Origin of the sequence: Aeromonas sp. FDAARGOS 1416, from assembly GCF_019048085.1 — a bacterium.
Classification (GTDB): Bacteria; Pseudomonadota; Gammaproteobacteria; order Enterobacterales; family Aeromonadaceae; genus Aeromonas; species Aeromonas veronii.
Genome location: NZ_CP077301.1, coordinates 3,548,619 through 3,570,382 on the forward strand (window position 1 = coordinate 3,548,619; position 21,764 = coordinate 3,570,382).

The 21,764-nt window shown below is 59.9% G+C and carries 20 protein-coding genes and 1 tRNA gene; 6 read left to right on the forward strand and 15 right to left on the reverse strand.

Translation table 11 applies throughout. From position 1 onward, the window contains the following. Positions 1-39 precede the first annotated feature (39 nt). Positions 40-1,473 (reverse strand): DUF2867 domain-containing protein, encoded by a 1,434-nt coding sequence (locus tag I6L46_RS16115; RefSeq protein WP_216976321.1) that lies wholly within the window; start codon positions 1,471-1,473, stop codon positions 40-42. Positions 1,474-1,759: 286 nt separating this feature from the next. Between I6L46_RS16115 and I6L46_RS16120 the strand changes: the two genes are divergently transcribed. Next, entirely contained in the window at positions 1,760-2,851 is a 1,092-nt protein-coding gene (locus I6L46_RS16120; RefSeq protein WP_216976323.1) for a hypothetical protein, read from the forward strand. A 67-nt stretch (positions 2,852-2,918) separates the two neighbouring features. On the opposite strand, the gene priA is transcribed toward I6L46_RS16120, so the two are convergent. Further along, complete coding sequence (gene priA / locus I6L46_RS16125) at positions 2,919-5,126, reverse strand: primosomal protein N' (protein ID WP_216976325.1); 2,208 nt, start codon at positions 5,124-5,126, stop codon at positions 2,919-2,921. A 147-nt stretch (positions 5,127-5,273) separates the two neighbouring features. On the opposite strand from priA, the gene rpmE reads away from it, so the two are divergent. Beyond that, on the forward strand, positions 5,274-5,489 hold the full coding sequence (rpmE, locus tag I6L46_RS16130) for a 50S ribosomal protein L31 (protein WP_005340673.1): 216 nt from the start codon (positions 5,274-5,276) through the stop codon (positions 5,487-5,489). 100 nt (positions 5,490-5,589) lie between these two features. Here rpmE and I6L46_RS16135 read toward each other — a convergent pair whose 3' ends face one another. Further along, on the reverse strand, positions 5,590-6,240 hold the full coding sequence (locus I6L46_RS16135) for a chromophore lyase CpcT/CpeT (protein ID WP_005340675.1): 651 nt from the start codon (positions 6,238-6,240) through the stop codon (positions 5,590-5,592). A gap of 122 nt (positions 6,241-6,362) precedes the next feature. Further along, positions 6,363-8,216 (reverse strand): methyl-accepting chemotaxis protein, encoded by a 1,854-nt coding sequence (locus I6L46_RS16140; RefSeq protein ID WP_216976328.1) that lies wholly within the window; start codon positions 8,214-8,216, stop codon positions 6,363-6,365. Positions 8,217-8,362: 146 nt separating this feature from the next. Here I6L46_RS16140 and rraA point away from each other — a divergent pair, with 146 nt between their 5' ends. After that, positions 8,363-8,848, forward strand: coding sequence for a ribonuclease E activity regulator RraA (gene rraA / locus I6L46_RS16145; RefSeq protein ID WP_005340678.1), 486 nt, complete (start codon positions 8,363-8,365; stop codon positions 8,846-8,848). A gap of 269 nt (positions 8,849-9,117) precedes the next feature. Here rraA and I6L46_RS16150 read toward each other — a convergent pair whose 3' ends face one another. The 3 genes from I6L46_RS16150 to I6L46_RS16160 all read right to left on the reverse strand — a co-directional run bounded on the left by I6L46_RS16150 (position 9,118) and on the right by I6L46_RS16160 (position 11,677). After that, the gene (locus I6L46_RS16150) at positions 9,118-9,792 is read right to left on the reverse strand and encodes a 7-cyano-7-deazaguanine/7-aminomethyl-7-deazaguanine transporter (protein ID WP_216976329.1); all 675 of its coding nucleotides are present in this window, start codon (positions 9,790-9,792) and stop codon (positions 9,118-9,120) included. A gap of 159 nt (positions 9,793-9,951) precedes the next feature. Further along, positions 9,952-10,239, reverse strand: a complete 288-nt coding sequence (locus I6L46_RS16155; protein WP_216976331.1) for a DUF3630 family protein — start codon at positions 10,237-10,239, stop codon at positions 9,952-9,954. A 10-nt stretch (positions 10,240-10,249) separates the two neighbouring features. Then, positions 10,250-11,677: a YdiU family protein gene (locus tag I6L46_RS16160; RefSeq protein ID WP_216976333.1), complete on the reverse strand. Its 1,428-nt coding sequence runs from the start codon at positions 11,675-11,677 to the stop codon at positions 10,250-10,252. Between the two features lie 105 nt (positions 11,678-11,782). Here I6L46_RS16160 and I6L46_RS16165 point away from each other — a divergent pair, with 105 nt between their 5' ends. After that, a complete protein-coding gene (locus I6L46_RS16165; RefSeq protein WP_005340687.1) occupies positions 11,783-12,085 on the forward strand; it encodes a cytochrome c in 303 nt (100 codons plus the stop codon). 67 nt (positions 12,086-12,152) lie between these two features. Here I6L46_RS16165 and recQ read toward each other — a convergent pair whose 3' ends face one another. After that, positions 12,153-13,988: an ATP-dependent DNA helicase RecQ gene (gene recQ, locus I6L46_RS16170; RefSeq protein WP_216976335.1), complete on the reverse strand. Its 1,836-nt coding sequence runs from the start codon at positions 13,986-13,988 to the stop codon at positions 12,153-12,155. A gap of 133 nt (positions 13,989-14,121) precedes the next feature. Between recQ and I6L46_RS16175 the strand changes: the two genes are divergently transcribed. Next, positions 14,122-14,586, forward strand: a complete 465-nt coding sequence (locus I6L46_RS16175; RefSeq protein ID WP_042054246.1) for a thioesterase family protein — start codon at positions 14,122-14,124, stop codon at positions 14,584-14,586. 124 nt (positions 14,587-14,710) lie between these two features. Further along, on the forward strand, positions 14,711-15,238 hold the full coding sequence (locus I6L46_RS16180) for a hypothetical protein (RefSeq protein WP_005356927.1): 528 nt from the start codon (positions 14,711-14,713) through the stop codon (positions 15,236-15,238). A gap of 260 nt (positions 15,239-15,498) precedes the next feature. Here I6L46_RS16180 and I6L46_RS16185 read toward each other — a convergent pair. The 7 genes from I6L46_RS16185 to I6L46_RS16215 all read right to left on the reverse strand — a co-directional run bounded on the left by I6L46_RS16185 (position 15,499) and on the right by I6L46_RS16215 (position 21,760). Then, positions 15,499-15,575: transfer RNA gene (locus I6L46_RS16185), tRNA-Pro, on the reverse strand. A gap of 155 nt (positions 15,576-15,730) precedes the next feature. After that, positions 15,731-16,435, reverse strand: a complete 705-nt coding sequence (locus I6L46_RS16190; RefSeq protein WP_216949967.1) for an MOSC domain-containing protein — start codon at positions 16,433-16,435, stop codon at positions 15,731-15,733. 45 nt (positions 16,436-16,480) lie between these two features. Next, on the reverse strand, positions 16,481-17,323 hold the full coding sequence (locus I6L46_RS16195) for an ABC transporter permease subunit (RefSeq protein ID WP_031227712.1): 843 nt from the start codon (positions 17,321-17,323) through the stop codon (positions 16,481-16,483). Continuing rightward, positions 17,323-18,228, reverse strand: coding sequence for an ABC transporter permease subunit (locus I6L46_RS16200; protein WP_005340703.1), 906 nt, complete (start codon positions 18,226-18,228; stop codon positions 17,323-17,325). Before I6L46_RS16200 ends, I6L46_RS16195 begins: the two co-directional genes overlap by 1 nt. Beyond that, on the reverse strand, positions 18,225-19,379 hold the full coding sequence (gene potA / locus I6L46_RS16205; protein ID WP_005340704.1) for a polyamine ABC transporter ATP-binding protein: 1,155 nt from the start codon (positions 19,377-19,379) through the stop codon (positions 18,225-18,227). The genes I6L46_RS16200 and potA overlap by 4 nt, the downstream gene beginning before the upstream one ends. 78 nt (positions 19,380-19,457) lie before the next feature. Further along, positions 19,458-20,543, reverse strand: coding sequence for a polyamine ABC transporter substrate-binding protein (locus I6L46_RS16210; RefSeq protein WP_108612035.1), 1,086 nt, complete (start codon positions 20,541-20,543; stop codon positions 19,458-19,460). A gap of 119 nt (positions 20,544-20,662) precedes the next feature. Continuing rightward, complete coding sequence (locus I6L46_RS16215; protein WP_005340709.1) at positions 20,663-21,760, reverse strand: extracellular solute-binding protein; 1,098 nt, start codon at positions 21,758-21,760, stop codon at positions 20,663-20,665. Positions 21,761-21,764: the final 4 nt, after the last annotated feature.

Below are 21,764 nucleotides of genomic sequence, written 5' to 3' on the forward strand. Positions count from 1 at the left end.
AACGGGGCACTCTATCAGCGAGAATGGTGTGAAGAGGGTTTAATCCATCACCGGGATACCTGCCCTCGCCTCAGCCTGACGGGCGATGGCCTCGGTCATCCCCTGAAAGATAAAGAGGTGGAATGGCAGCATGGCGAGCCAGTAGGCCAACCCCCAGGCGCCCTGCGGGTGCCAGTGAGCGGTGACCCGGATGCGGGTCAACCCGGACTCCTCCGGCAGGATGTTGAACTCCAGCCGCCCGACGCCCGGGGCCTTCATGTTGAACAAGAGATCGAGCCTGCGCCCCTCATCCACCCCGAGGATCTGCCAGGAGTCGAGCATATCCCCCTTCACGAAGCGATCGGGATTGGTGCGGCCACGGGTGCGGGCCGGGCCGCCGATCAGATGATCCATCCATTCGCGCACCACCCACAGCTCGTTCATGTAGAAGTAGCGCTGTTCACCCCCCAGCTGCTGCAACACCTGCCACACCACCTCGGGAGAGGCGAGGCAGATGGCCTCGCCGCTGGCGGTGCGATCGTAAAAACCATATTCGGGATGGCGCCAGCGCAGGCCGAGGGGAGTCTCCTGCCCCTGCTGCTCGGCACCCAGCTTCTGCTCCAGCGCCAGACTCTCCGCCAGCGCCTCATCGAAGCTGAGCAGGGTCTGTGGTAGCAGGGCACGCAGCGGACCATCGTCGGCCGGGATATCGTGCTTGAGGCCCCCCACCAGCGCCTTGGCCACCGGTTGCGGCACCGAGGTAACAAACTGCAGCCACCAGGCTGAGAGGCGCGGACTCAGAAACGGGATGGGCATGATGGGGCAGCGCTTGCCGATATGGGCGGCGAACTTCTGCAACTGCTGCTGATAGCTGAGCAGTTCTGGGCCGACCGCATTGAAAATGCGGCCATCCACCTCGTCGGCTTCCACCAGCCCACCCAGATAGTGAAGCAGGTTGGACAGCGCAATCGGCGGCGTACGCGAGCGCACCCATTTGGGCGTCACCATCATCGGCAGGTTGAACACCAGATCCCGCATCACCTCGAACGCCGCCGAACCGGGCCCGATGATGATGCCGGCGCGCAGCTCCACCGTAGGCACACCGGATTCGCGAAACAGCTCGCCACAGTGGCGGCGGGAGTTGAGATGGCGGCTGTTGCACTGCTCAGGCTGGATTGCCCCGAGATAGATGATGCGGCGCACCCCGGCTGCGCGGGCGGCGGCAGCGAAGTTCTTTACCCCCTGCTGCTCCAATCGGTGAAAATCGGCCCCCGCCCCCATGGCATGCACCAGATAGAAGACGGTGTCTATGTTCGCCAGCGCAGGCAGCAGGGTGATGGGTTTGAGGCTGTCGGCGAGGCGAAACTCGACCCCCTCAGGCAAGCGGCAGGGACGGCGCGCCCCGGCAATCACCCTGTAGCCAAGGGTTTGCAGGTGAGGCACCAGATAGGAACCAATATATCCTGCCGCTCCCATCACCAGACAGTTACGCATGAGTGAAGCCCTCAACATCATTGATGCAAGGGGTGCCAGACAGGAATCCACCATAGCCCGCCACGTCCATCACCAGACAATTTCCCATGTAATTCTCCCTATCCTCACCGATGCCGCTTGTCAGCCAGAGTGCGCCGCGTTACCTGAAAATGTTCAGCTACAGCACCACCGTCCAGTCTCTTGCCATCCTGCCACGCCGCCACCTTGCAACCTAGTACTAACCACCTCTCTGATTAATCCGATTTGGTGTTAAGCCCTGCTTATTCTCTGGTCGATAACTGACCAGATGTATAGCGCCGAGGGCGAACGTATGCGCATCGATCACTACGACCTCCAGGGGGAGGTGCAATACCGGCAACAACAGGCCCAGAGCCGCAAGGTGCGCAATCTTGGGCCCGTGCCACCCGCCGTCAATCCACCGGAAGGCAACAACACGGCAGTGGCCGGCGAACGCAGTAGCGCCCTGACTCTCACCAGCGCCCTGATGCTGCAAACCTCGAGGCAATCCGCCGCCAGCCAGCAAGCGACAACACCTCCCGCCCCGCCCGCAGCGGACGTCGGCAAAGAGCAAGATGGTATTCCCGATGATGGGCTGGATAACCGCCAGCGACTGATCAAGCTGATGATTGAGGCGATGCTGGGCCACGAAATCGAGCTGCCCAAGCCGATCAACCCCTCCGAAGAGGGAGGCTATGGAGTGACCCAAGGAGACGCCGCGGCTCAAGCCGCCGAGCCGGATCAACTGGTGGAGGTGACTGACACCCTGCTGCAACAGGAGCTGCTCAACGTGGTGGCGTCAGCCAGCGTAGCGACTCGGGATGGTCAGACTATTCAGCTCGATCTCGGCTTTGTGCTCGACTGGCGCCAGCTGGAGGTGAGCCAGCGGCGCACCACCCTCAATGCCCTCAAAGACCCGCTGGTGCTCAGTCTGGATGGCAAGATTGCCGATCTGACCGAGGCACGGGTCAACTTCGATATCGATCAGGATGGCAAAGAAGATAGCCTGCCGGGCTTGAGTGAAGGCAGCGGCTTTGTGGCGCTGGATCGCAATGGCAACGGCACCATAGACGATGGCGGCGAGCTGTTTGGTGCCCGCTCCGGCAATGGCTTCGGCGAGCTGGCAACCCTGGATGAGGATGGCAACGGGGTGCTGGATGAGGGGGATAGCCAGTTTTCAGCCCTGCAGTTCTGGCATCCCGAGCACGCCCCTATCGCTCTGGTGGAGCTGGGGATCGGCGCCATCCTGCTGCGCCCCCTCGACACCCCCTTCAACCATCTGGGGGAGAGCGGCAATCAGGGGGTGCTGCGCCAATCCGGCCTCTATCTCACCGAACAGGGTAAGGGAGGCTGGGTGCAGCAGATCGATCTGCGGGTCTGAACCCCGCACCCGCATGGCAAACCCGGTCGCTGACGAGAGCTGCCAGCGACCGGCTCCGGTGCCACCATCAACTCAGCTCGGTGGGGTCGATATCCAGACTCCAGCGCACCTTTTTGGTTTCCGGCCAGCCTTCCAGCTCCTTCACCGCCCAATCCAGCAGCTGGGCCAGCGGTGCCCGATTCGGCCCCTGCACCAGCAACTGCATGCGAAACTTGCCCGCCTTGCGCTCCATAAAGCCGCTGATGGGCCCCAGCACCTGAACGTGGGGATAGCGGGCGCTGCGCAGGGTATCGGCGAGGCGGGCGAGGAACAGCTGCACCTCGTCACGGCCATTGGCCTCGGCGCGGAACAGCCCCTGATAGCTGAACGGCGGCAGCCCCAACAGGCGGCGCTCTTTCAACGCCGTATCGGCGAAGTGGCCGTAGCCATTCTGGGTCAGATCCTGCAGCAGGGCATGTTCCGGATGGTGGCTCTGCAACACCACCAGCCCGTGCTTGCTGGCACGACCGGCACGGCCCGCCACCTGGGTGTAGAGCTGGGCCAGCTTCTCGGCGGCGCGAAAATCGGCGCTGAACAGGGCACCATCCACATCCAGCAGACCCACTAGCGTCACGTCCGGAAAGTGGTGGCCCTTGGCCAGCATCTGGGTGCCGATCAGGATCTTGTACTTGCCCGCCTTGATGTCGCCGAGATGGGTCTCCAGCTCCCCCTTGCGGCGGGTGTTGTCCCGATCGATGCGCACCACCGGATATTGAGGGAAAACCGTGGTGAGCAACTGTTCCAGCTGCTCGGTGCCCACTCCCGATCCGATCAACTCGTTGCTGCCGCATTCGGGGCAGTGGTGGGGCAACGGGCGCACGCTGTCACAGTGGTGGCAGTGCAGCCGTCGCCCGGCCTGATGCCAGGTGTACCAGGCATCACAGCGCTCACAGGCGGCGCTCCAGCCACACTGGTGGCAGATCAGAGCCGGGGCATAGCCACGGCGGTTGAGAAACAGCATTACCTGATTGCCTGCCGCCAGATGCTCCGCCATCAGCTGTTCCAGCTGGGGGGAGAGTCCGGCCTGCAGCCGCACGTTCTTGATGTCCAGGATCACCTGACGGGCGGTCTGGGCGTTACCGGCGCGACGGGTCAGGGTGAGGTGGTGATACTTGCCGCTGCGGGCGTTGTGCAGCGTCTCCAGTGACGGGGTGGCCGAGCCAAGCAGGATCGGAATACCGGCACGATGAGCCCGCATCACCGCCAGATCCCGCGCGTGGTAGCGAAAACCGTCCTGCTGCTTGAAGGAGCCGTCGTGCTCCTCGTCGATGATAATGATGCCGAGGTTGTTAAACGGGGTGAACACCGCAGAGCGGGTACCGATCAGGATGGCCGCGCCGCCGTCGCGACAGGCGAGCCAGGCGTCGAGGCGCTCCCTGTCGTTCATGGCCGAGTTCATCGCTACCACAGGCACGTTGAAGCGGCGCCGGAAGCGGTTGATGGTCTGCGGGGTGAGACCGATCTCCGGCACCATCACCAGCGCCTGCTTGCCCGCCTTGAGCAAGGGCTCGAGGATGCTTAAATACACCTCGGTTTTGCCGGAGCCTGTGATGCCATCCAGCAGAAAGGCACCAAACTTGTCGCTCTGGCTGGTGACGGCGGAGACGGCCAATGCCTGTTCGCCATTGAGGCGCAGCCCCTCCCCCGGCTCGAAACGGGTAGCCCAATCGCCATCGTGACTCGGCTCCAGCGAGCGCTTCTCCAGCAGCCCCTTCTTCTCCAGCGCGGTGAGAGCGGCGCTCTGGATCTCCTCCTGTTTGAGGGCAGAGGGGGTCTGCGGCCCCTTGCGCAGCAGGGCGAGCGCCTGCTGCTGCTTGGCCGCCCGCTTGAGCTCGTTAAGGTCGATGGCCATGCCAGCCTCAGTAGCAAACCAGAACTCCAGCTCGCGATAGGCGGCTGGCTCCCCCTTGCGCACCAGCACTGGCAGGGCGTGAGGCAACACCTCACCCAGTGGATGCTGGTAGTAGCTGGCGCTCCAGTTCATCAGCGCCAGAATATCCGGCCCCAGCACCGGCGTCGTATCGAGTACGCGCTTGATGGGCTTGAGCTTGTTGCGGGGCACCTGACTGTCAACCGGATGATCCACCACCAGCCCGACCAGGGTCTGGGGACCGAAAGGGATCTCGACCCGGCAACCGGGGGCAGGTAACGGCAGGGGAGAGAGATAGTCGAAGTGACGGCGTAACGGTACCGGGACAGCGACACGAACCAGATCCAGCGTTTGGGAAGAATTCACCAGGGGTTGCCTATTTTTTCTGCGAAGCCACTTGCCTGATCTCAGGCATTTCCTATATTATTCGCAGCCTTTGAAACTGTGTTCAACAATCGTGTGGTGTCCGACAAGAGATCGGATGGCGACACGGCCTATTAATTGAGGTTGTCCATGAAAGCTGGTATCCATCCTGACTACGTAGCCATCACCGCCAAGTGCTCTTGCGGTAACGTCATCAACACTTTCTCTACCATCGGTAAAGATCTGAACCTGGACGTGTGCTCCGAGTGCCACCCGTTCTACACCGGCAAGCAGAAAGAAGTTTCTAGCGGCGGCCGCGTAGACAAGTTCAACAAGCGTTTCGGTGCGATGACCACCAAGAAGTAATTTTACTTCTGAAGAATTCTGAAAAAGGCGCCCATCGGGCGCCTTTTTTACGATCCCTGTTTTTCATCCTTCATGTTCCCGCAGCCAGACGCACTCTCCCCTACTGGCCAAACCCTTTGGAACGACGCAAATAGACATACCCCTCACCCGGGCTACCCCAGCGCGGGCTCCCTGCGTTGTCATAGGCGCGATCCAGCAGTCTGACGCTGTCGGGGCCAATCCAAATATGCTGCACCAGCGTCGTGGCACCACCAAAATCGGTGGAGCAGTGGCCCACCCGGGTGTGACCGGCATATTCGCCGGAGGGGGTACGGGTCAACCAGATCTCGCATCCGTGGCGCAAGGAGAGCTGCTGCGGGGTCAGACTGTCGAGCAGGGCGGGATCATGCCAGGCACCGGCAAAATCGGTGGCACGGGGCATGGTCAGCTCTGCCATCAGGATCCGCCCGTCAGGGGCGGGGGAGAAGCGATAGATGCGCTGGCGGAAGGGACGGACGGAGCGCAGACTCAGGTACTGCTCGGCATAGACCCAGCGATAGCCCTGATAGCCAGGCCAGATCTCCATCAGGCGCAGCTCGGCACTGGTAAAGCGGCTGTCGTAACTGGCCTGCTCCCGGCTCGTAAAGGCCCCGTTGAACCAGCTGAGTAGCGGCTCCATACCGGGCTTGAGTGGGGTAGCCTGAGGCGCCGAACCTGCCAACACCAGACAGGAACAGAGCAGCCCGAAGACGGCCACCAACAACTTTGCCATCGAATCCTTCCGAATCATCATAGTGGCGGCGATTATATGAGCGAATTTCCCCAATAACAGCCATTACGATCAAATCATTGCCACTCTGGTGCAAAAACCTCACAAGGATGCCAGTCCGCTCACTAAACCCGATATTTTGCCACCGCCTTGTTGAGCAGCTGGGCCTGCTCGTTGAGACCCTCGCTGGATCTCGCATTTTCCTCCGCCATGATGCTCGACTCCTGGGCGATGTCACGGATGTTGTTGACGTTGCGGTTCACCTCGTTGGCCACCAGACTCTGCTGTTCGATGGCGGCGGCAATCTGGGTGCTCATGTCCATGATGTTGGTAACATCCTGAGTGATCTGCCCCAGCAACTCCCCTGCTGTACTGGCCTGATCCGAGCTGCGGTTGCCCTGCTCGCGGCAGGTTGCCATCACCTCGACGATGCTGCCGGTCTGTTTCTGCAGCGAGCTGATGATGCCGGCGATCTCCTGGGTCGATTTCTGGGTACGGATGGCCAGATTGCGCACCTCATCGGCCACCACCGCAAAACCACGTCCCTGATCCCCTGCCCGAGCTGCTTCGATGGCTGCGTTGAGGGCCAGCAGGTTGGTCTGCTCGGCAATACCACGGATCACGTCAAGCACGGAGCCGATGGTCTCGCTCTCTTTTTGCAGCTGGCTCACCTCGCGGGATGAGCTCTCCAGATTGCCCGCCAGCGAGCGGATCTGCTCGACAGTATTCTCGACCGCAGTCCGCCCTTCCATCGCCTTGTTGTTGGTCGCCTGCGCATTGTTGGCCGCCTGCTCGGTGTTGCGGGCGATCTCTTCGATGGTGGAGCCCATCTCGGTGGAAGCGGTCGCCACCATGTCGGTCTCCTGCAGCTGGCGCGCCGCCCCTTCACTGGTGCGCTTGACGTTGGCCGAGAGGTGATCCGCCGCTTCGGTCAGGGTGTGCACGCTCTGCTTCACATCGCCGATCAGATCGCGAAACCCGCCCAGCATCACGTCGAGATTGCCTGCCAGCTGGGCCATTTCATCTGCCCCGCGCAGATCTATCTTCAGGCGCAGGTCATTATCCTTACGAATGCGGTTGACGGTATCATTCACTTGAGTAATGGGACGGTCGATGCTGCGCCCCAGCAACACGCTCATGATGCCGATCAGCACCACAATCACCCCGCCACAGACCAGCATCAGGCTGTTGAGGCGAGCGCTCTGCCGCTCCAGTTCAGCGACAATGTGCTGATCGACGGCAGCAAACCCCTGTTCGGTCTGATGCACCAGATCCCGCATCTGGTTGCGCAGCCCCTCATCCTCTTTCAGTCCCAGTACCTGCATCCCCTGCACCAGCGCCACAAAGTCCTGCCGGTACTGCTTGCTGGCCTGCTCCAGCTTGCCGCGATCCGCCTCCGGCAAAGTGGCAAGACTATCCTGAAAACTCTTGTGCAAGGTCTCGAAACGCTCCAGATACTGGATATCGGAGCGCAGCATGAAGTCTTTCTCCGCCCGTCTCAGCTGCAACATGGTGATGAGCAACACCTGCTGATCCAGCTGCTTGAGCCCATTCTCCACCTCATGCACCGCCGCCCGCAGCTTGCCATAGAGCCCCTCCTCCGGTCCCAGACCAATCTTCTGCTGCTGGGCCACCAGATCGTTGAAGGCTTTGCCATAGCCGCTGATCTGCTGATCCAGTCTGGTCAGCTCCCCCTCGACAGCCGCCAGATTGTCATCGGTCACCAGCTCCCGGTTGTGCTGGTGAAAGTCAGAGAGCCCCTGATTGAAGCGCTCGACGAAGGTCATATCCTTGCGGATCAGAAAATCCTTCTCGGCCCGCCGCAGGTTGAGCATGGCGATCTCCAGCTGGTCGATATTGCGCTGGGCTTCGGTCAGGTGACGGTGCACCTGGCTGGAGTAGATAAACAGGCCGCTCAGTACCAGCATGGCAACGGCAACCAGCACGGTATTCAGGATCAACTTATGACGGATAAGCACGATGGACCTCTCGCAAACTGGTAGTGAACTGCATTGAGCTTATGCAGAAAAGCGGCGACAGGTGATCTGTGCAAGGAATATTCATTGAAATGCCACACCCACTCCTTATACTGGTTGCACCTGTTTCCAGCCGTGGATTTGACACTATGGAATACAATACTTCTGAACTGTGCGACATCTATCAGGACATGGTGGATGTGCTTGAACCCATGCTCTGCTCCTTCGGCGGCCGCGCCTCTTTCGGCGGCGTCATCACCACCGTCAAATGCTTCGAATCGAATGGTCTTATCCGTGAACTCGTCAAAGAGAACGGACTTGGACGCGTCTTGCTGATCGATGGCGGTGGCTCCATGCGCCGAGCTCTGATCGACAGCGACATCGCCACCACGGCGGCCGAGAACGATTGGGAAGGGATTGTCTGCTACGGCTGCGTCCGCGAAGTCGATATTCTTGAAGATCTGGATATCGGTATTCAGGCACTGGCAGCCATTCCGGTCGGTGCCGACAGCAAGGATGTAGGGGAGACCGATCTGCCGGTCAACTTCGGTGGCGTGACCTTCCTGCCTGACGACCACCTCTACGCCGATACCACAGGGGTGATCCTCTCCCCCGAGGCACTCGATATCGAGTAAGCCACAGACAGCGTGACGACGGGAGCCTTGGCTCCCGTTTTTTATGCCTGCAACTTGCTGAAAAATGACAAAAAAAGAGGGCCAGATAAACTGGCCCTTAACTGGAAGCAATGTGAGCAATGTCGTGCCTTCACAAGAAGTCCATCACGTTGGAACGAATGAAGTCTTTCCCGGAAAACAAGTTAACAATAATCATTCTCATTTAACTAGGCAAGCGCTATTTGCAGAAAGTGCAAAAAATTGACCACCGCGAAGGGTGGTCAATCTGGTCAGGCTTGCCGGGTGGCCGTTTGCAGGCTGGATAATCCGGCCTCGCCCACCAGCTTGCGGCTGAGGTAGCGCAACAAGACACCGTAGAGCGGCACGAACAAACCAAGGCTTATCAGCAACTTGAATACGTAATCGACGGTTGCGATCTCGACCCAGTGCTCTGCCATGAAAGGATCTGTGGTGCGCCAGAAGGCCACACTGAAGAAAGCGATGGTATCAACCAGATTACCGAACAGGGTGGAGGCCGCTGGCGCAATCCACCACTGCTTGAGCAGACGCAGGCGGTTGAACACCACCACATCCATGAACTGCCCTACCAGATAGGCCATAAAGCTGGCCAGCGCGATACGCGCCACGAACAGGTTGAATTCGGCCAGATGACCAACGCCCTGGAAGCTCCCTTCAAAGAAGAGCACGGAGAGCGCATAGGAGACCGCCAGCGCTGGCAGCATCACGGTCTGGATAATCTTGCGTGCCAGACCAGCACCGAAGATCCGCACCGTCAGGTCGGTCGCCAGGAAGATAAACGGGAAGCTGAACGCACCCCAGGTGGTATGGAAGCCAAACACGGTGATCGGCAGCTGCACCAGATAGTTGCTGCTGGCAATGATCAGAATGTGGAACAACGATAGGCGAACGAGCGCCGTTTGGTACTGCGCGGGGGCCAGATTCATCTTGTGACCTTTTTGGTTAATGGGGTTAGGGAACCCATATCGCCACCATTGGCGATAATCGAGGGGCGAGATTATACGCCCCCAAACCGATAGTTCAATCTTTATGCGATTAGGCTCATCCAAGTTGGCCAGCGGCAGAACAGGCCTTGTGGGCGATAGTCACACCTTGTGCTGTCTGGCGAGCCAGAGCAGCGCCTCCCGATCCGCCGGGCGCACCGCCTCCAGCCAGCAGCCGCTGTAGTGTTCGTACTCCAGCCGAAACTGGCTCCCTTCAAACACCAGCAACCAGCTATGGCGGTCGGCCCCCGCATCCTGCTCGAGCGGCTGCAGCTCCCACTCTCGCAGCAAGGCCTGCGCCAACAGCGGAAAAGTGTCCCAGTCGAGTGCCGGACAATCCAGCGTCACCACGCCAGCTTTGCTATCTACCTGTTTGATTTGCCAACTCATTCCCTGTCTCTCAGCTACTGCAGGAGAGCTCACCACCGCAATACCATGCCGGAGTCGGGGTGGCGAGATCCTCATATTCGGGTTGTTCATCAAAGGGGCGCTGCAAGGCGGCGAACAGCCGCTCGAACGGCTGCATATCCCCTGCGTCGGCGGCGTCTATCACCTGCTGGGCCAGCGCATTGCGCAGCACATACTTGGGATTGATGGCATCCATCTGCGCCTTGCGCACGACATCCTCGCTGCCTTCGCGCATTAGCCGCGCCCGATAGCGCTCCAGCCACGCCTGCCAAACACCTGGTCCAGACAACAGGGCCAGCAGAGACGCAGGCCACGCCCCCTCTTGCGTCACCTCACCGAGACGGCGCAGGAACAGGTGGTAATCCACTTTGTTAGCCGCCAGCAACCGGAACAGCTCGCGGAACAGCGCCGGGTCATTCTCCTCCCACACTGCCAGTCCGAGCTTGGCCCGCATCAACTCGGAGTAGTGCAACATCAGCTGCTGCTCGTACTGAGCCAACGCTGCAGCCAGCGCATCACCGTCTACATGGCCAGCCAGCGCCTGCGCCAGCTTTTGCAGATTCCAGTAACCGACCGCGGGCTGCTGATCCAGCGCGTAACGGCCCGCCGGATCCGAGTGGTTGCAGACAAAGTCCGGCACATAGGCATCGATAAAGCCGTAGGGGCCGTAATCCAGCGTCAGGCCGAGCAGCGACATGTTGTCGGTGTTCATCACCCCGTGACAGAAGCCCGCCGCCTGCCATTTGGCAATCAACCGCGCGGTGCGGCGCACTACCTCGGCAAACAGTTCGGCACCACTCTCCAGTTCTGGGAAGTGGTGGCGCAGCAGATAGTCGATGAGCGGCGGGATCTTCTCCCCCTGCCCGCTCCAGGCGAAATACTCGATATGACCGAAGCGCAGATGGCTGGGGGCGGTGCGCAGCACAGTCGCCCCTGTCTCAACCTGCTCGCGATAAACGGGCTCCTGACTCCCCACCAATACCAGCGCACGGGTGGTCGGGATGCCGAGAGCATGGAGCGCCTCGGAGGCAAGATATTCGCGAATGCTGGAGCGCAGCACGGCGCGGCCGTCACCAAAACGGGAGAACGGGGTTTTACCCGCCCCCTTCAGGTGCAGATCCCAGCGCTGCCCATCCGGCGCCAGCTGCTCACCCAGCAGCAGCGCGCGACCATCTCCAAGCCGCGGGCTATAACCCCCGAACTGATGGCCCGCATAGACCTGCGCTACCGGCTGCATGCCTGGCAGCACTTTTCCCTCGCCACAACAGGCGATCCAGTCAGCCTTGCTGACGCCTCCCAGCCCCAACTCATCCAGCAAAGCCCGGTTGAGATGAAGCAACCGGGGCTGCTGCAGCGGCTGGGGGACCACGGGTTCACAGGCCCAGGGCAACTCGGTCGCAAAAGTGTTGATCAACTTCATGGTTGTGCCATTCGTCCCTGCGTATGCTCGTGTCACTCTTTATACTGCCGTCAGCCATGCTTGTGCTCACTGGCAACCATCATTTTTCAATTCAAGGAGAAGAAGATGCAAAAATGGGTATATGCCCTGCCCTTGCTGGCACTGGCGTGGGGTCATCAGGCCAAGGCTGCCGATATTGAAGCCGGCAAAGCCAAAGCGGCGGTCTGTGCCGCCTGTCACGGCGTGGAAGGCAAGGCGATGATCCCCAACTATCCCCATCTGGCGGGTCAGAATGCCGCCTATCTGGTGAAACAGTTGAAAGCGTTCAAGGATGGCACTCGCAAAGAGCCCTTGATGGACCCCTTCATGGCGCCGCTGACCGATGCGGATATCGACAATCTGGCCGCCTTCTACGCCAGCCTGAAATAACCTCGCGTCTGACCCCAGGTTCTTCCGAGCCGCGCTTACCGTGGTCGATTAGGCTGCCTAATCGACCCTAACGACGGCAGTAGTCGATGATCAGATCCATAAAGGCTTCGCCAAAGCGCTCCAGCTTGCGGTGCCCGACACCGTTGATGGCCAGCATCTCGTCTTCGGTCATCGGCATCAGCTGAGCCATCTCTACCAGGGTCGCATCGTTGAACACCACGTAGGGCGGCACCTCTTCGTCCTCGGCAATCTGCTTGCGCAGGCCGCGCAACTCCTTGAACAGCCGTTTGTCGTAGTTGGCGTTGTCGAGCAGGCCATTGCGCTTCTCCTTGCGGCTGGAGATAGGCTGCAGGCGGGGTACCGCCAGTTCCAGCTTCACCTCGCCACGCAGTACTGGGCGGGCCGCTTCAGTCAGCTGCAGCACCAGATTGCGAGTGATGTTCTGGGTCAGCAGCCCCTTGTGGATCAGCTGGCGGATCACGCTCATCCAGTATTCGTGGCTCTGATCCTTGCCGATGCCGTAGGTCGACAGCTTATCGTGGCCATGATCCTTGATGCGCTGGTTCAGCGACCCGCGCAGCACCTCCACCACATAACCCACCCCGAAATTCTGGCCCACCCGCCAGACGCAGGAGAGCGCCTTCTGGGCATCTTCAGTGCCGTCATAGCTCTTGGGCGGATCGAGACAGATATCGCAGTTGCCGCACGGCTTGTCGTTGTACTCGCCAAAGTAGTTGAGCAGCACCTGGCGGCGACAGGTCTGCGCCTCGGCAAAGGCTGTCATCACGTTGAGCTTGTACTGCTCCACCTGCAACTGCTGCGGGTTCTCGATGTTGTCGAGCAGGCGGCGCACTCGGCCGATGTCGGCGGGATCGTAGAGCAGCAGCGCCTCGGCGGGAGTGCCATCGCGCCCAGCGCGACCGGTCTCCTGATAATAGGATTCGATGTTCTTCGGGATGTCGTAGTGCACCACGAAGCGCACATTGGGTTTGTCGATGCCCATACCGAACGCCACCGTCGCCACCACTATCTCGATGTCGTCCTTGAGGAAGGCATCCTGCGTCTGCTGGCGCTGCTCGAGCGGCAGCCCCGCATGATAGGGCGCGGCCTTGCAGCCGTGGCGAGATAACCGCTCGGCCACCTCCTCCACCCGGTTTCGACTGGAGCAGTAGACGATGCCGCAGTTGCCCTTCTGGCTCTGCACGTAGCGCAGCAACTGCTCCGCCGCCTTGAACTTCTCCACCAGGCTGTAGCGGATATTGGGGCGATCGAAGCTGGCTGTGTGGATGAAGGGATCGTTCAGCTCTAGGCGGTGCAGCATGTCGCTGCGGGTCGCCTCATCGGCGGTGGCCGTAAGCGCTACCACCGGCACCTGCGGGAACCACTGCTTGAGTCGCCCCAGCGCCGCATACTCAGGCCGGAAATCGTGGCCCCACTGGGAGACACAGTGCGCCTCATCGATGGCGAACAGCCCGAGCGGCAGCTCGGCCAGCCGATCCATAAACTCGTGCTGTAACAGTCGCTCGGGGGAGACATAGACCAGCTTGATCTCGCCGCGACGCATGGCGGCGAGGTTCTGGATCATCTCCTCCCGACTGAGGGCCGAGTTGATGTAGACCGCCGCTACACCGTTGGCGCGCAGGCTGTCGACCTGATCCTTCATCAGCGAAATAAGGGGAGAGACCACCACCCCGAGCCCGGGCCGCAGCAGTGCCGGGATCTGGTAGCAGAGCGACTTGCCACCACCGGTGGGCTTGAGCACCAGCGCATCGCGCCCCGCGACGATCTGCTCGATGATTTCGAGCTGACCCGGCCGAAACTGCTGATAGCCGAAGACCGCCTGCAGCAGGGCAAGCGGACTCTCTGGCTGAGGATCTGGCAGGGTTTCGGCAATCGCGGTCATGGGCTCTCCTTTGGGGTCGCCATTCTAAAGCAGCCGCCGCCCACAATAAACCTGCCATTGCGACTGTTAAGGAACTGTTGCAGACTGGCTGGAGTTTTTACTCGGCTTTGATGACAAGGATTGGGATCAGAGAATGAAACAGATGCTCAAGAAGATGGCGCTCAGTGGCATTGCCAACCTGTTTGCCGAGAAGATGCCGTTCAACAAGCTGATCGGCATGCAGGTGACCCACTACGACTTCGACAAGGTGGAACTGCGCATCAAGATGGACGACAAGCTGATCGGCAACCCCTTCCACAACATCCTGCACGGCGGCGTCACCGCCACGCTGCTGGATGTAGCGGGTGGCATGATCGTCGCCGCTTCCTGCATCGACGAGCTGGAGGAGTTCTCCCCCAGTTATCTCAAGGAGCGCTTCGCCCGCCTCGGCACCATAGATCTGCGGGTGGATTACCTGCGCCCGGGGCGCGGCAACGAGTTTATCGCCACCGCCCACATCATCCGGGCTGGCAGCAAGGTGGCCGTCGCCCGGATGGAACTGCACAACGAAGAGGGCACCCACATCGCCTTCGGCACCGGCACCTATCTGGTGGGTTGAACCAAGTTAGTGCATAAAAACCATGCGGCTAATCCACTTTTAATCATTAGATTCCTTACCCCCTCTGGCCGAACAAGGTCCATACTGATAGTCGGGATTGTGTGCAGAGGGAGGATTGCAGGCGATGAGTGCGAAACTGGCCATCAAACCATCCAGAGCCTTGTTGACACAGCTCGAGTCCATGCTCGACGAGGTGCAGACCCCCGAGTGTCGCCACTGGTTGGAACAGGAGCTTGAGGGGTATTCTCTCTCCTCACCCCTGCCTTGGTATCGCATCGTACCCTGTCGGCAACGCGGTCACTTTCTGGATCTGAAAACGGGAAAATATTTGACCTGTCACATCAACAGTCAAACGCTATGCCAACGCGATCTGGCCCAAATTCAGTTCATTTATGCCCGTGAACCCGCCGCCCACTATTTGCTGCAACGCAATTCCGGTATTGAACCCTGGCCAGAACAGCTGCTGGAAGATTATCAGGAGCAGTTGATCCCCGGCCATCTATGCCTGCAAGCCTGGCATGAGCCCGTGATTTCATTACGTGCACAACTGATGGAGGGAATAGAACATTTCATTAGTGAGTACCCCAAGCACGCGGCCTTGCTGCCTCAACACAGTTTCAAGGCTTTGCGGCATCAGCACTGGCATATCTGAGTAAGCGCCTGGCGCGCAAGGAGGGCACCATAGACAAGACCCATAACGAGATTGCCACAATCTAGAGTGCCGGAGTCAGGATCAGACTCCACCGATGGGCCACCGAGCGGTGGCCCTTTTAATGTCTATGGGCTTGCTTCGACCCTGCATACATCAAGTCAGATCACTTGGCCAGGTAACAGGTCAGCAGCTAAAGAAAATCGGGAAAACAGGAAGGATAAATGCAAAAAGGCCGCTCTATTGAGCGGCCTTTTCAAATTTGGTCGGTGTGAGAGGATTCGAACCTCCGACCCCTTCGTCCCGAACGAAGTGCGCTACCAAGCTGCGCTACACACCGATGTCTGCGGGACGGGAATTTACCGAAAGCCCAGACCCGACACAAGCCTTTTTTGCATTTGGCAGGAAAAAAAGTGCCGTTCGCTCAACTATTCAGCACTCTTTTCATCCGTTTACCGAGTTGCAGCCAGCTGGTGACATTCCGGCAACCGGCCGTCAGGCCAGGCGCAGGGATGCCGGCCCCAGCAGACGGCGCTGCCAGTCAGCCACAGTGCCATGCTCCAGCCAGTCGGCTGCATGCTGGCGCCAGTTGGGGGAGAGAGCAGGATTCTCCAGCAGCATCAGCAGATCCGCTTCATTGCGCACCTGATTGAACAGGATATCCGCCGTGCGCTTCACCGTCAGTTCGGGATAGGGTCTGTCTACCAGCTCCATGGCCGTGTCAGGCGCGATCATGCCCTCCTCCAGTACCCGCAGCAGCCAGCCACAACGGCCATTCAGCTGCATCACCTGCGACATCTGGCCATAGCCAAAGCGCTGGTTGAGCTTGAAGCAGGGGGATCTTGGCTGACTTATCTGGATCAGCGCCTCGCCGAGTCGATAGACATCGCCAATGCAGGCTTGCACCTCGGTCAGCCCGAGACCGGAGAGATTCTCGCCAAAGGCGGCAGGTTGCCAGGGTGTGCGTGGCGCAGGCAAGCCCAGCGCGGTTTGCCAGGTCTGCCACCAGAGATAGTGATCGGCAGGATAGTAGTGGAGCGCCCGATCCGGGCCACCGTGGTGGCGCTGGTCACACTGTTCATCTCCTTCCAGACCGGCAAAAGTACAGCGAACTGGTGCAGAGATCGGTTGCTTGTGAATGGCGCTGGTGAGGCCGGGCACCAGCTCGGTGCCACGACCGCTAAAAAGGGAGATCCGCATACTCATCCTCCAGGTTGACGAGAGTAGGCGGATCTTATCATGGCGTCAGACCACGGCCTGCATCTGGGTGGTCATGGCTATCTCGGCGCGACGGCGCTTCTCCGCCCTGGCCATCAGATACCAGCTGCCGAAGGTAAAGAGCGATACCGACAACAGGATCAGGCTGGCCACCGCGTTTATCTCGGGTTTCACCCCGAGCCGCACCGCCGAGAAGACCTCCATCGGCAGGGTGGTGGAGCCCGGGCCGGAGACGAAGCTCGCCAGCACCAGATCATCCAGCGACAGGGCGAACGACATCATGCCGCCTGCCGCCAGCGAGGGGGCGATCATCGGGATGGTAATCAGGAAGAACACCTTCCACGGCTTGGCGCCAAGATCCATCGCCGCCTCCTCGATGGAGAGATCCAGCTCCCGCAAGCGCGCCGACACCACGATCGCCACATAGGCGGTACAGAAGGTAGTGTGGGCGATCCAGATGGTCAGCATGCCCCGCTCGGCGGGCCAGCCCACCAGCTGGGCCATCGCCACGAACAGCAGCAGCAGCGACAGACCGGTGATCACCTCGGGCATCACCAGCGGCGCCGTCACCATGCCGCCGAACAGGGTGCGACCACGGAAGTGAGGAATTCGGGTCAGCACGAAGGCCGCCACCGTCCCCAGCGCCACTGCAGCGATCGCGGTGTAGAAGGCGATCTCCAGCGAGCGGAACACGGATCCAATCAGCTGCTTGTTGTCGAGCAGGCCGAAGTACCACTTGAGCGACCAGCCACCCCACACCGTCACCAGCTTGGAGGCGTTGAAGGAGTAGATCACCATGATGATCATGGGCAGGTAGATAAACAGCAGCCCCAGCCAGAGCATCAGTTTGGCAAAACCGAAACGTCTCATCATGCCTTGCCCTCCAGCTCTTTGGCCTGGTTACGGTTGAAGAGGATGATCGGAATGATCAGCACCGCCAGCATCACTACCGCCAGCGCAGAGGCCACCGGCCAGTCGCGGTTGTTGAAGAACTCCTGCCACAGCACCTTGCCGATCATCAGGGTCTCCGGGCCGCCCAGCATTTCCGGAATAACGAACTCCCCCACCACCGGAATAAACACCAGCATGCAGCCGGCGATAATGCCGTTTTTGGAGAGCGGCACCGTGATCTGCCAGAAACGGGTCAGGTTGCGGGCCCCCAGATCGGAGGCCGCCTCCAGCAGGCTCTGATCGTGTTTGACCAGATTGGCGTAGAGCGGCAGCACCATGAAGGGCAGGTAGGAGTAAACGATGCCGATATAGACCGCCAGGTTGGTGTTGAGGATCTGCAGCGGCTCGTCGATCACCCCGATCCCCAGCAAAACGCTGTTGAGCAGACCATTGTTGCTGAGGATCCCCATCCATGCGTAGACCCGGATCAGAATGGCGGTCCAGGTCGGCATCATGATCAGCAGCAGCAGAACGGTCTGGGTCTCCTTGTTAGCCCGAGCGATGGAGTAGGCCATCGGATAGCCAATCAGCAGGCAGAGCAGGGTGCTGACGAAGGCCATCTTGAGGGAGCCCAGATAGGCCGCGATATAGAGCTCATCCTCCTGCAGCAGCAGGTAGTTGCCCATATTGAGCAGGATGGTGAGCTGATTGTCGGCCCAGCTCACCACATCGGTGTAGGGCGGGATCGCCACATCCGCTTCCGCAAAACTGATCTTCACCACGATGACGAAGGGCAGCAGGAAGAAGAGGAACAGCCAGAAGAAGGGGATGCCAATCACCAGTCGGCGCCCCCCGACCCGCTTCAGTCGTTGCAAGAACTTCATGATTGCAGCACCACGCCGCTGTCATCTTCCCAGTAGAGGAACACCTGGTCATCCCAGGTTGGCCGCTTGCCGTGGCGTTCGGCATTGGCGATGAAAGCCTGAACGATTTTGCCCGAGGGCAGCTGGATGTGATAAACCGAGTGACCGCCCAGATAGGCGATGTCATAGACCTCACCCTTGGTCCAGTTGAAGTCCGGGTGCTCGATCTCCTCCGGTTTTTGCAGACTCATCAGCAGTTTTTCCGGCCGCAGGGCGTAGGTCACCTTCTTGTTCTCGGCGCGGGAGCTGATGCCGTGGCCCACATAGATGGGCTGTTCCAAGTCGGCGCAAGCGATGGTGGCGTGGTCCTGCTCATCCTCCACCAGCAGGCCGTCAAACAGGTTGACGTTGCCGATGAACTCGCACACCAGCCGACTGGCCGGAGTCTCGTAGATATCCATCGGGCTGCCGATCTGCTCGATGCAGCCGAGGTGCATGATGGCGATCCGCTCCGCCATGGTCATGGCCTCTTCCTGATCGTGGGTCACCATGACGCAGGTCACCCCGACCCGCTCGATGATCTCAACCAGCTCCAGCTGCATCTTGGAACGCAGCTTCTTGTCGAGCGCCCCCATGGGTTCATCCAGCAGCAGCAACTTGGGACGCTTGGCCAGGGAACGAGCCAACGCCACCCGCTGACGCTGGCCACCGGAGAGCTGATGCGGTTTGCGGCGGGCATACTGGGTCATCTGCACCAGCTTGAGCATCTCCTCCACCCGGGCATCGATCTCGGCCTTGGGCAGGCCATCCTGCTTGAGGCCAAAGGCGATGTTCTGGGCCACCGTCATATGGGGGAACAGGGCGTAGGACTGGAACATCATGTTGATGGGGCGTTCATAGGGGGGCATGTCGGTGATGTCGACCCCATCGAGGAACAGCCGCCCTTCGGTCGGGCGCTCGAAACCGGCCAGCATCCGCAGCAGGGTCGATTTGCCGGAACCGGACCCGCCGAGCAGGGCGAAAATCTCCCCCTTGTGAATATTGAGAGATACGTTATCGACCGCCAGCGTTTCGTCGAACTGCTTGCTTACCCGATCAATTTTCACCAGCACTTCTTTGCGCTGCTGACTGCCCTCGAGGGCTTTCTTGTAGGCACTGGAGGCTATCGCCATTACCAAACTCCCCAACGTGATACCAGCCTTGCGGCCGATTCATAAAAGCGATTTGGCGCCCCCGAACGGGCACCAAGGTTAGGTACCGGACTTGATCTTGGTCCAACTCCGGGTGATTAGACGCTGTACCGAGCGGGGATGTGCTTCCTGCACATAGAGTCGCTCCAGCACGGCCTGAGGGGGATATACCTCCTCATTGTTGCGCACCGCCTCATCCATAAACTCGCCCGCCCTTGAGTTGGGATTCGCGTAGCCCACATAGTCGCTGACCTTGGCGATCACTTCGGGCTGCAGGACGTAGTTGATGAGAGCGTGCGCCTCTTTGACATTGGTGGCATCGGACGGGATCGCCATCATGTCGAACCAGAGATTGCCCCCCTCTTTCGGAATGCTGTAGGCAATTTTCACCCCCTTGCCAGCTTCATCGGCGCGGGCAGCGGCTTGCAGGATGTCGCCGGAAAAACCGGCCGCCACGCAGATGTCACCATTGGCGAGATCGCCGATGTATTTGGAGGAGTGGAAGTAGGCCACATAGGGCCGCACCTTGAGCAGCAGCGCCTCGGCCTGCTTGATATCCCCCGTCGCATGACTGTTGGGATCGAGTCCGAGGTAGTTGAGGGCAGCAGGGATCATCTCGTCGGCAGAGTCGAGGAAGGCGACGCCGCAGCGAGAGAGTTTCGCCATGTTTTCCGGTTCGAAGATGGTGGCCCAGGAGTCAATCTTGTCGACCCCCAGCACCGCCTTGATTTTGTCGACGTTGTAGCCAATGCCGTTGGTCCCCCACAGATAGGGCACCGCGTACTGATGACCCGGATCCACCTTGTCGAGCTGCTTGAGCAGCACGGGGTCCAGGTTGGCCAGATTGGGCAGCAGGGATTTATCCAGCTTCTGGAAGGCTCCCGCCTTGATCTGCTTGGCCAGGAAATTATTGGAGGGCACCACCAGATCGTAACCGGTCCGCCCCGTCAGCAACTTGCCTTCCAGGGTCTCGTTGGAGTCAAACACGTCATAGACGGTCTTGATCCCGGTCGCCTGCTGGAAATCGCTGAGGGTGGTCTCGCCGATATAGTCAGACCAGTTGTAGAAGTGCAGCACAGGGGCAGCCTGGGCCACATTCGCCAATCCCATGGTCAGCGCTACGGTTAGCAATCTGGTTGTATTCACGGTGTCAGTTCTCCTGTTTCAGTGGTTGACCGTCTGCGCATCCATTCGCGCGGCCCATCCGGATGGATGGCATCACTACCCTCCCGGCCGAACTGCGGACCGGGAGGGGCATTCGTTACTTACTTGCCGGACTTGATCTTGGTCCAGCTGCGGGTCATCAGACGCTGCACCTTGGCCGGCAGATCCGGGAAGGTGTAGATCTTCTGCAGGGTCGCCGCATCAGGGTAGATACCCGGATCGGTGCGGATCGCCTCATCCACCAGCGGGGTCGCCGCCTTGTTGCCGTTCGGGAACTGCACCACGTTGGTGATATTGGCGATCACCTCGGGCTTCATCAGGTAGTTGATGAAGGTGTGGGCCGCCTCGACGTTCTTGGCATCCGCAGGAATGGCGATCATGTCAAAGAAGCTGCCCGCCCCCTCTTTCGGAATGGTGTAGGTGAGCGCTACGCCATTCTTGGCCTCGGCTGCCCGCGCCTTGGACTGCTGCAAGTCACCGGAGTAACCGACCGCGACGCAGAGGTTGCCGTTGGCCAGATCCGAGATGTACTTGGAGGAGTGGAAATAGGCGGTATAGGGACGGATGGAGAGGAACAGCTCCTCAGCCTTCTTCAGCTCTGCCGGTTTCTGGCTATCCGGTTTGAAGCCCAGATATTGCAGGGCAGCCGGCAGCATTTCGGTCGGTGAATCGAGGAAGGAGACGCCACACTCTTTCAACTTGGCCATGTTCTCCGGCTTGAACACCAGATCCCAGGAGTTGACCGGGGCATCAGCCCCCAGCACGGCTTTCACCTTCTCGGCGTTGTAGGCATAGCCGATGGTGCCCCACAGATAGGGGATGGAGTACTGGTTGCCCGGATCGCTCGGCTCGAGCGCCTTGAGCAGGTCGACATCCATGTTTTGCCAGTTGGAGAGCTTGGACTTGTCCAGTTTCTGGAACACGCCCGCCTTGATCTGCTTGGCCAGGAAGGGGTTGGATGGCACCACGATGTCGTAGCCCGAACTACCCGCCAGCAACTTGGCTTCCAGTACCTCGTTACTGTCGAACACGTCATAGACCACCTTGATCCCCGTCTCCTTCTGGAAGTTATCCAGGGTATCCGGCGCTATGTAGTCGCTCCAGTTGTAGACGTGCAGCACCTTCTCTTCAGCCATTGCTCCGGCACTTGCCATGACCAGAGCCACAGAGGCAGCGATCACTCCTGTTTTGAAAGACATCATC

Bases quoted from the DNA above. Each gene is read 5' to 3' on its own strand.
- I6L46_RS16150 (WP_216976329.1), bottom strand. From the start codon at position 9,792: ATGAATCTGGCCCCCGCGCAGTACCAAACGGCGCTCGTTCGCCTATCG.
- potA (WP_005340704.1), bottom strand. From the start codon at position 19,379: ATGGCGATAGCCTCCAGTGCCTACAAGAAAGCCCTCGAGGGCAGTCAG.
- I6L46_RS16175 (WP_042054246.1), top strand. From the start codon at position 14,122: ATGAAACAGATGCTCAAGAAGATGGCGCTCAGTGGCATTGCCAACCTG.
- I6L46_RS16165 (WP_005340687.1), top strand. From the start codon at position 11,783: ATGCAAAAATGGGTATATGCCCTGCCCTTGCTGGCACTGGCGTGGGGT.
- I6L46_RS16180 (WP_005356927.1), top strand. From the start codon at position 14,711: ATGAGTGCGAAACTGGCCATCAAACCATCCAGAGCCTTGTTGACACAG.
- I6L46_RS16160 (WP_216976333.1), bottom strand. From the start codon at position 11,677: ATGAAGTTGATCAACACTTTTGCGACCGAGTTGCCCTGGGCCTGTGAA.
- I6L46_RS16200 (WP_005340703.1), bottom strand. From the start codon at position 18,228: ATGAAGTTCTTGCAACGACTGAAGCGGGTCGGGGGGCGCCGACTGGTG.
- I6L46_RS16155 (WP_216976331.1), bottom strand. From the start codon at position 10,239: ATGAGTTGGCAAATCAAACAGGTAGATAGCAAAGCTGGCGTGGTGACG.
- I6L46_RS16190 (WP_216949967.1), bottom strand. From the start codon at position 16,435: ATGCGGATCTCCCTTTTTAGCGGTCGTGGCACCGAGCTGGTGCCCGGC.
- rpmE (WP_005340673.1), top strand. From the start codon at position 5,274: ATGAAAGCTGGTATCCATCCTGACTACGTAGCCATCACCGCCAAGTGC.
- I6L46_RS16135 (WP_005340675.1), bottom strand. From the start codon at position 6,240: ATGGCAAAGTTGTTGGTGGCCGTCTTCGGGCTGCTCTGTTCCTGTCTG.
- I6L46_RS16215 (WP_005340709.1), bottom strand. From the start codon at position 21,760: ATGTCTTTCAAAACAGGAGTGATCGCTGCCTCTGTGGCTCTGGTCATG.
- I6L46_RS16115 (WP_216976321.1), bottom strand. From the start codon at position 1,473: ATGCGTAACTGTCTGGTGATGGGAGCGGCAGGATATATTGGTTCCTAT.
- I6L46_RS16195 (WP_031227712.1), bottom strand. From the start codon at position 17,323: ATGAGACGTTTCGGTTTTGCCAAACTGATGCTCTGGCTGGGGCTGCTG.
- I6L46_RS16120 (WP_216976323.1), top strand. From the start codon at position 1,760: ATGTATAGCGCCGAGGGCGAACGTATGCGCATCGATCACTACGACCTC.
- rraA (WP_005340678.1), top strand. From the start codon at position 8,363: ATGGAATACAATACTTCTGAACTGTGCGACATCTATCAGGACATGGTG.
- recQ (WP_216976335.1), bottom strand. From the start codon at position 13,988: ATGACCGCGATTGCCGAAACCCTGCCAGATCCTCAGCCAGAGAGTCCG.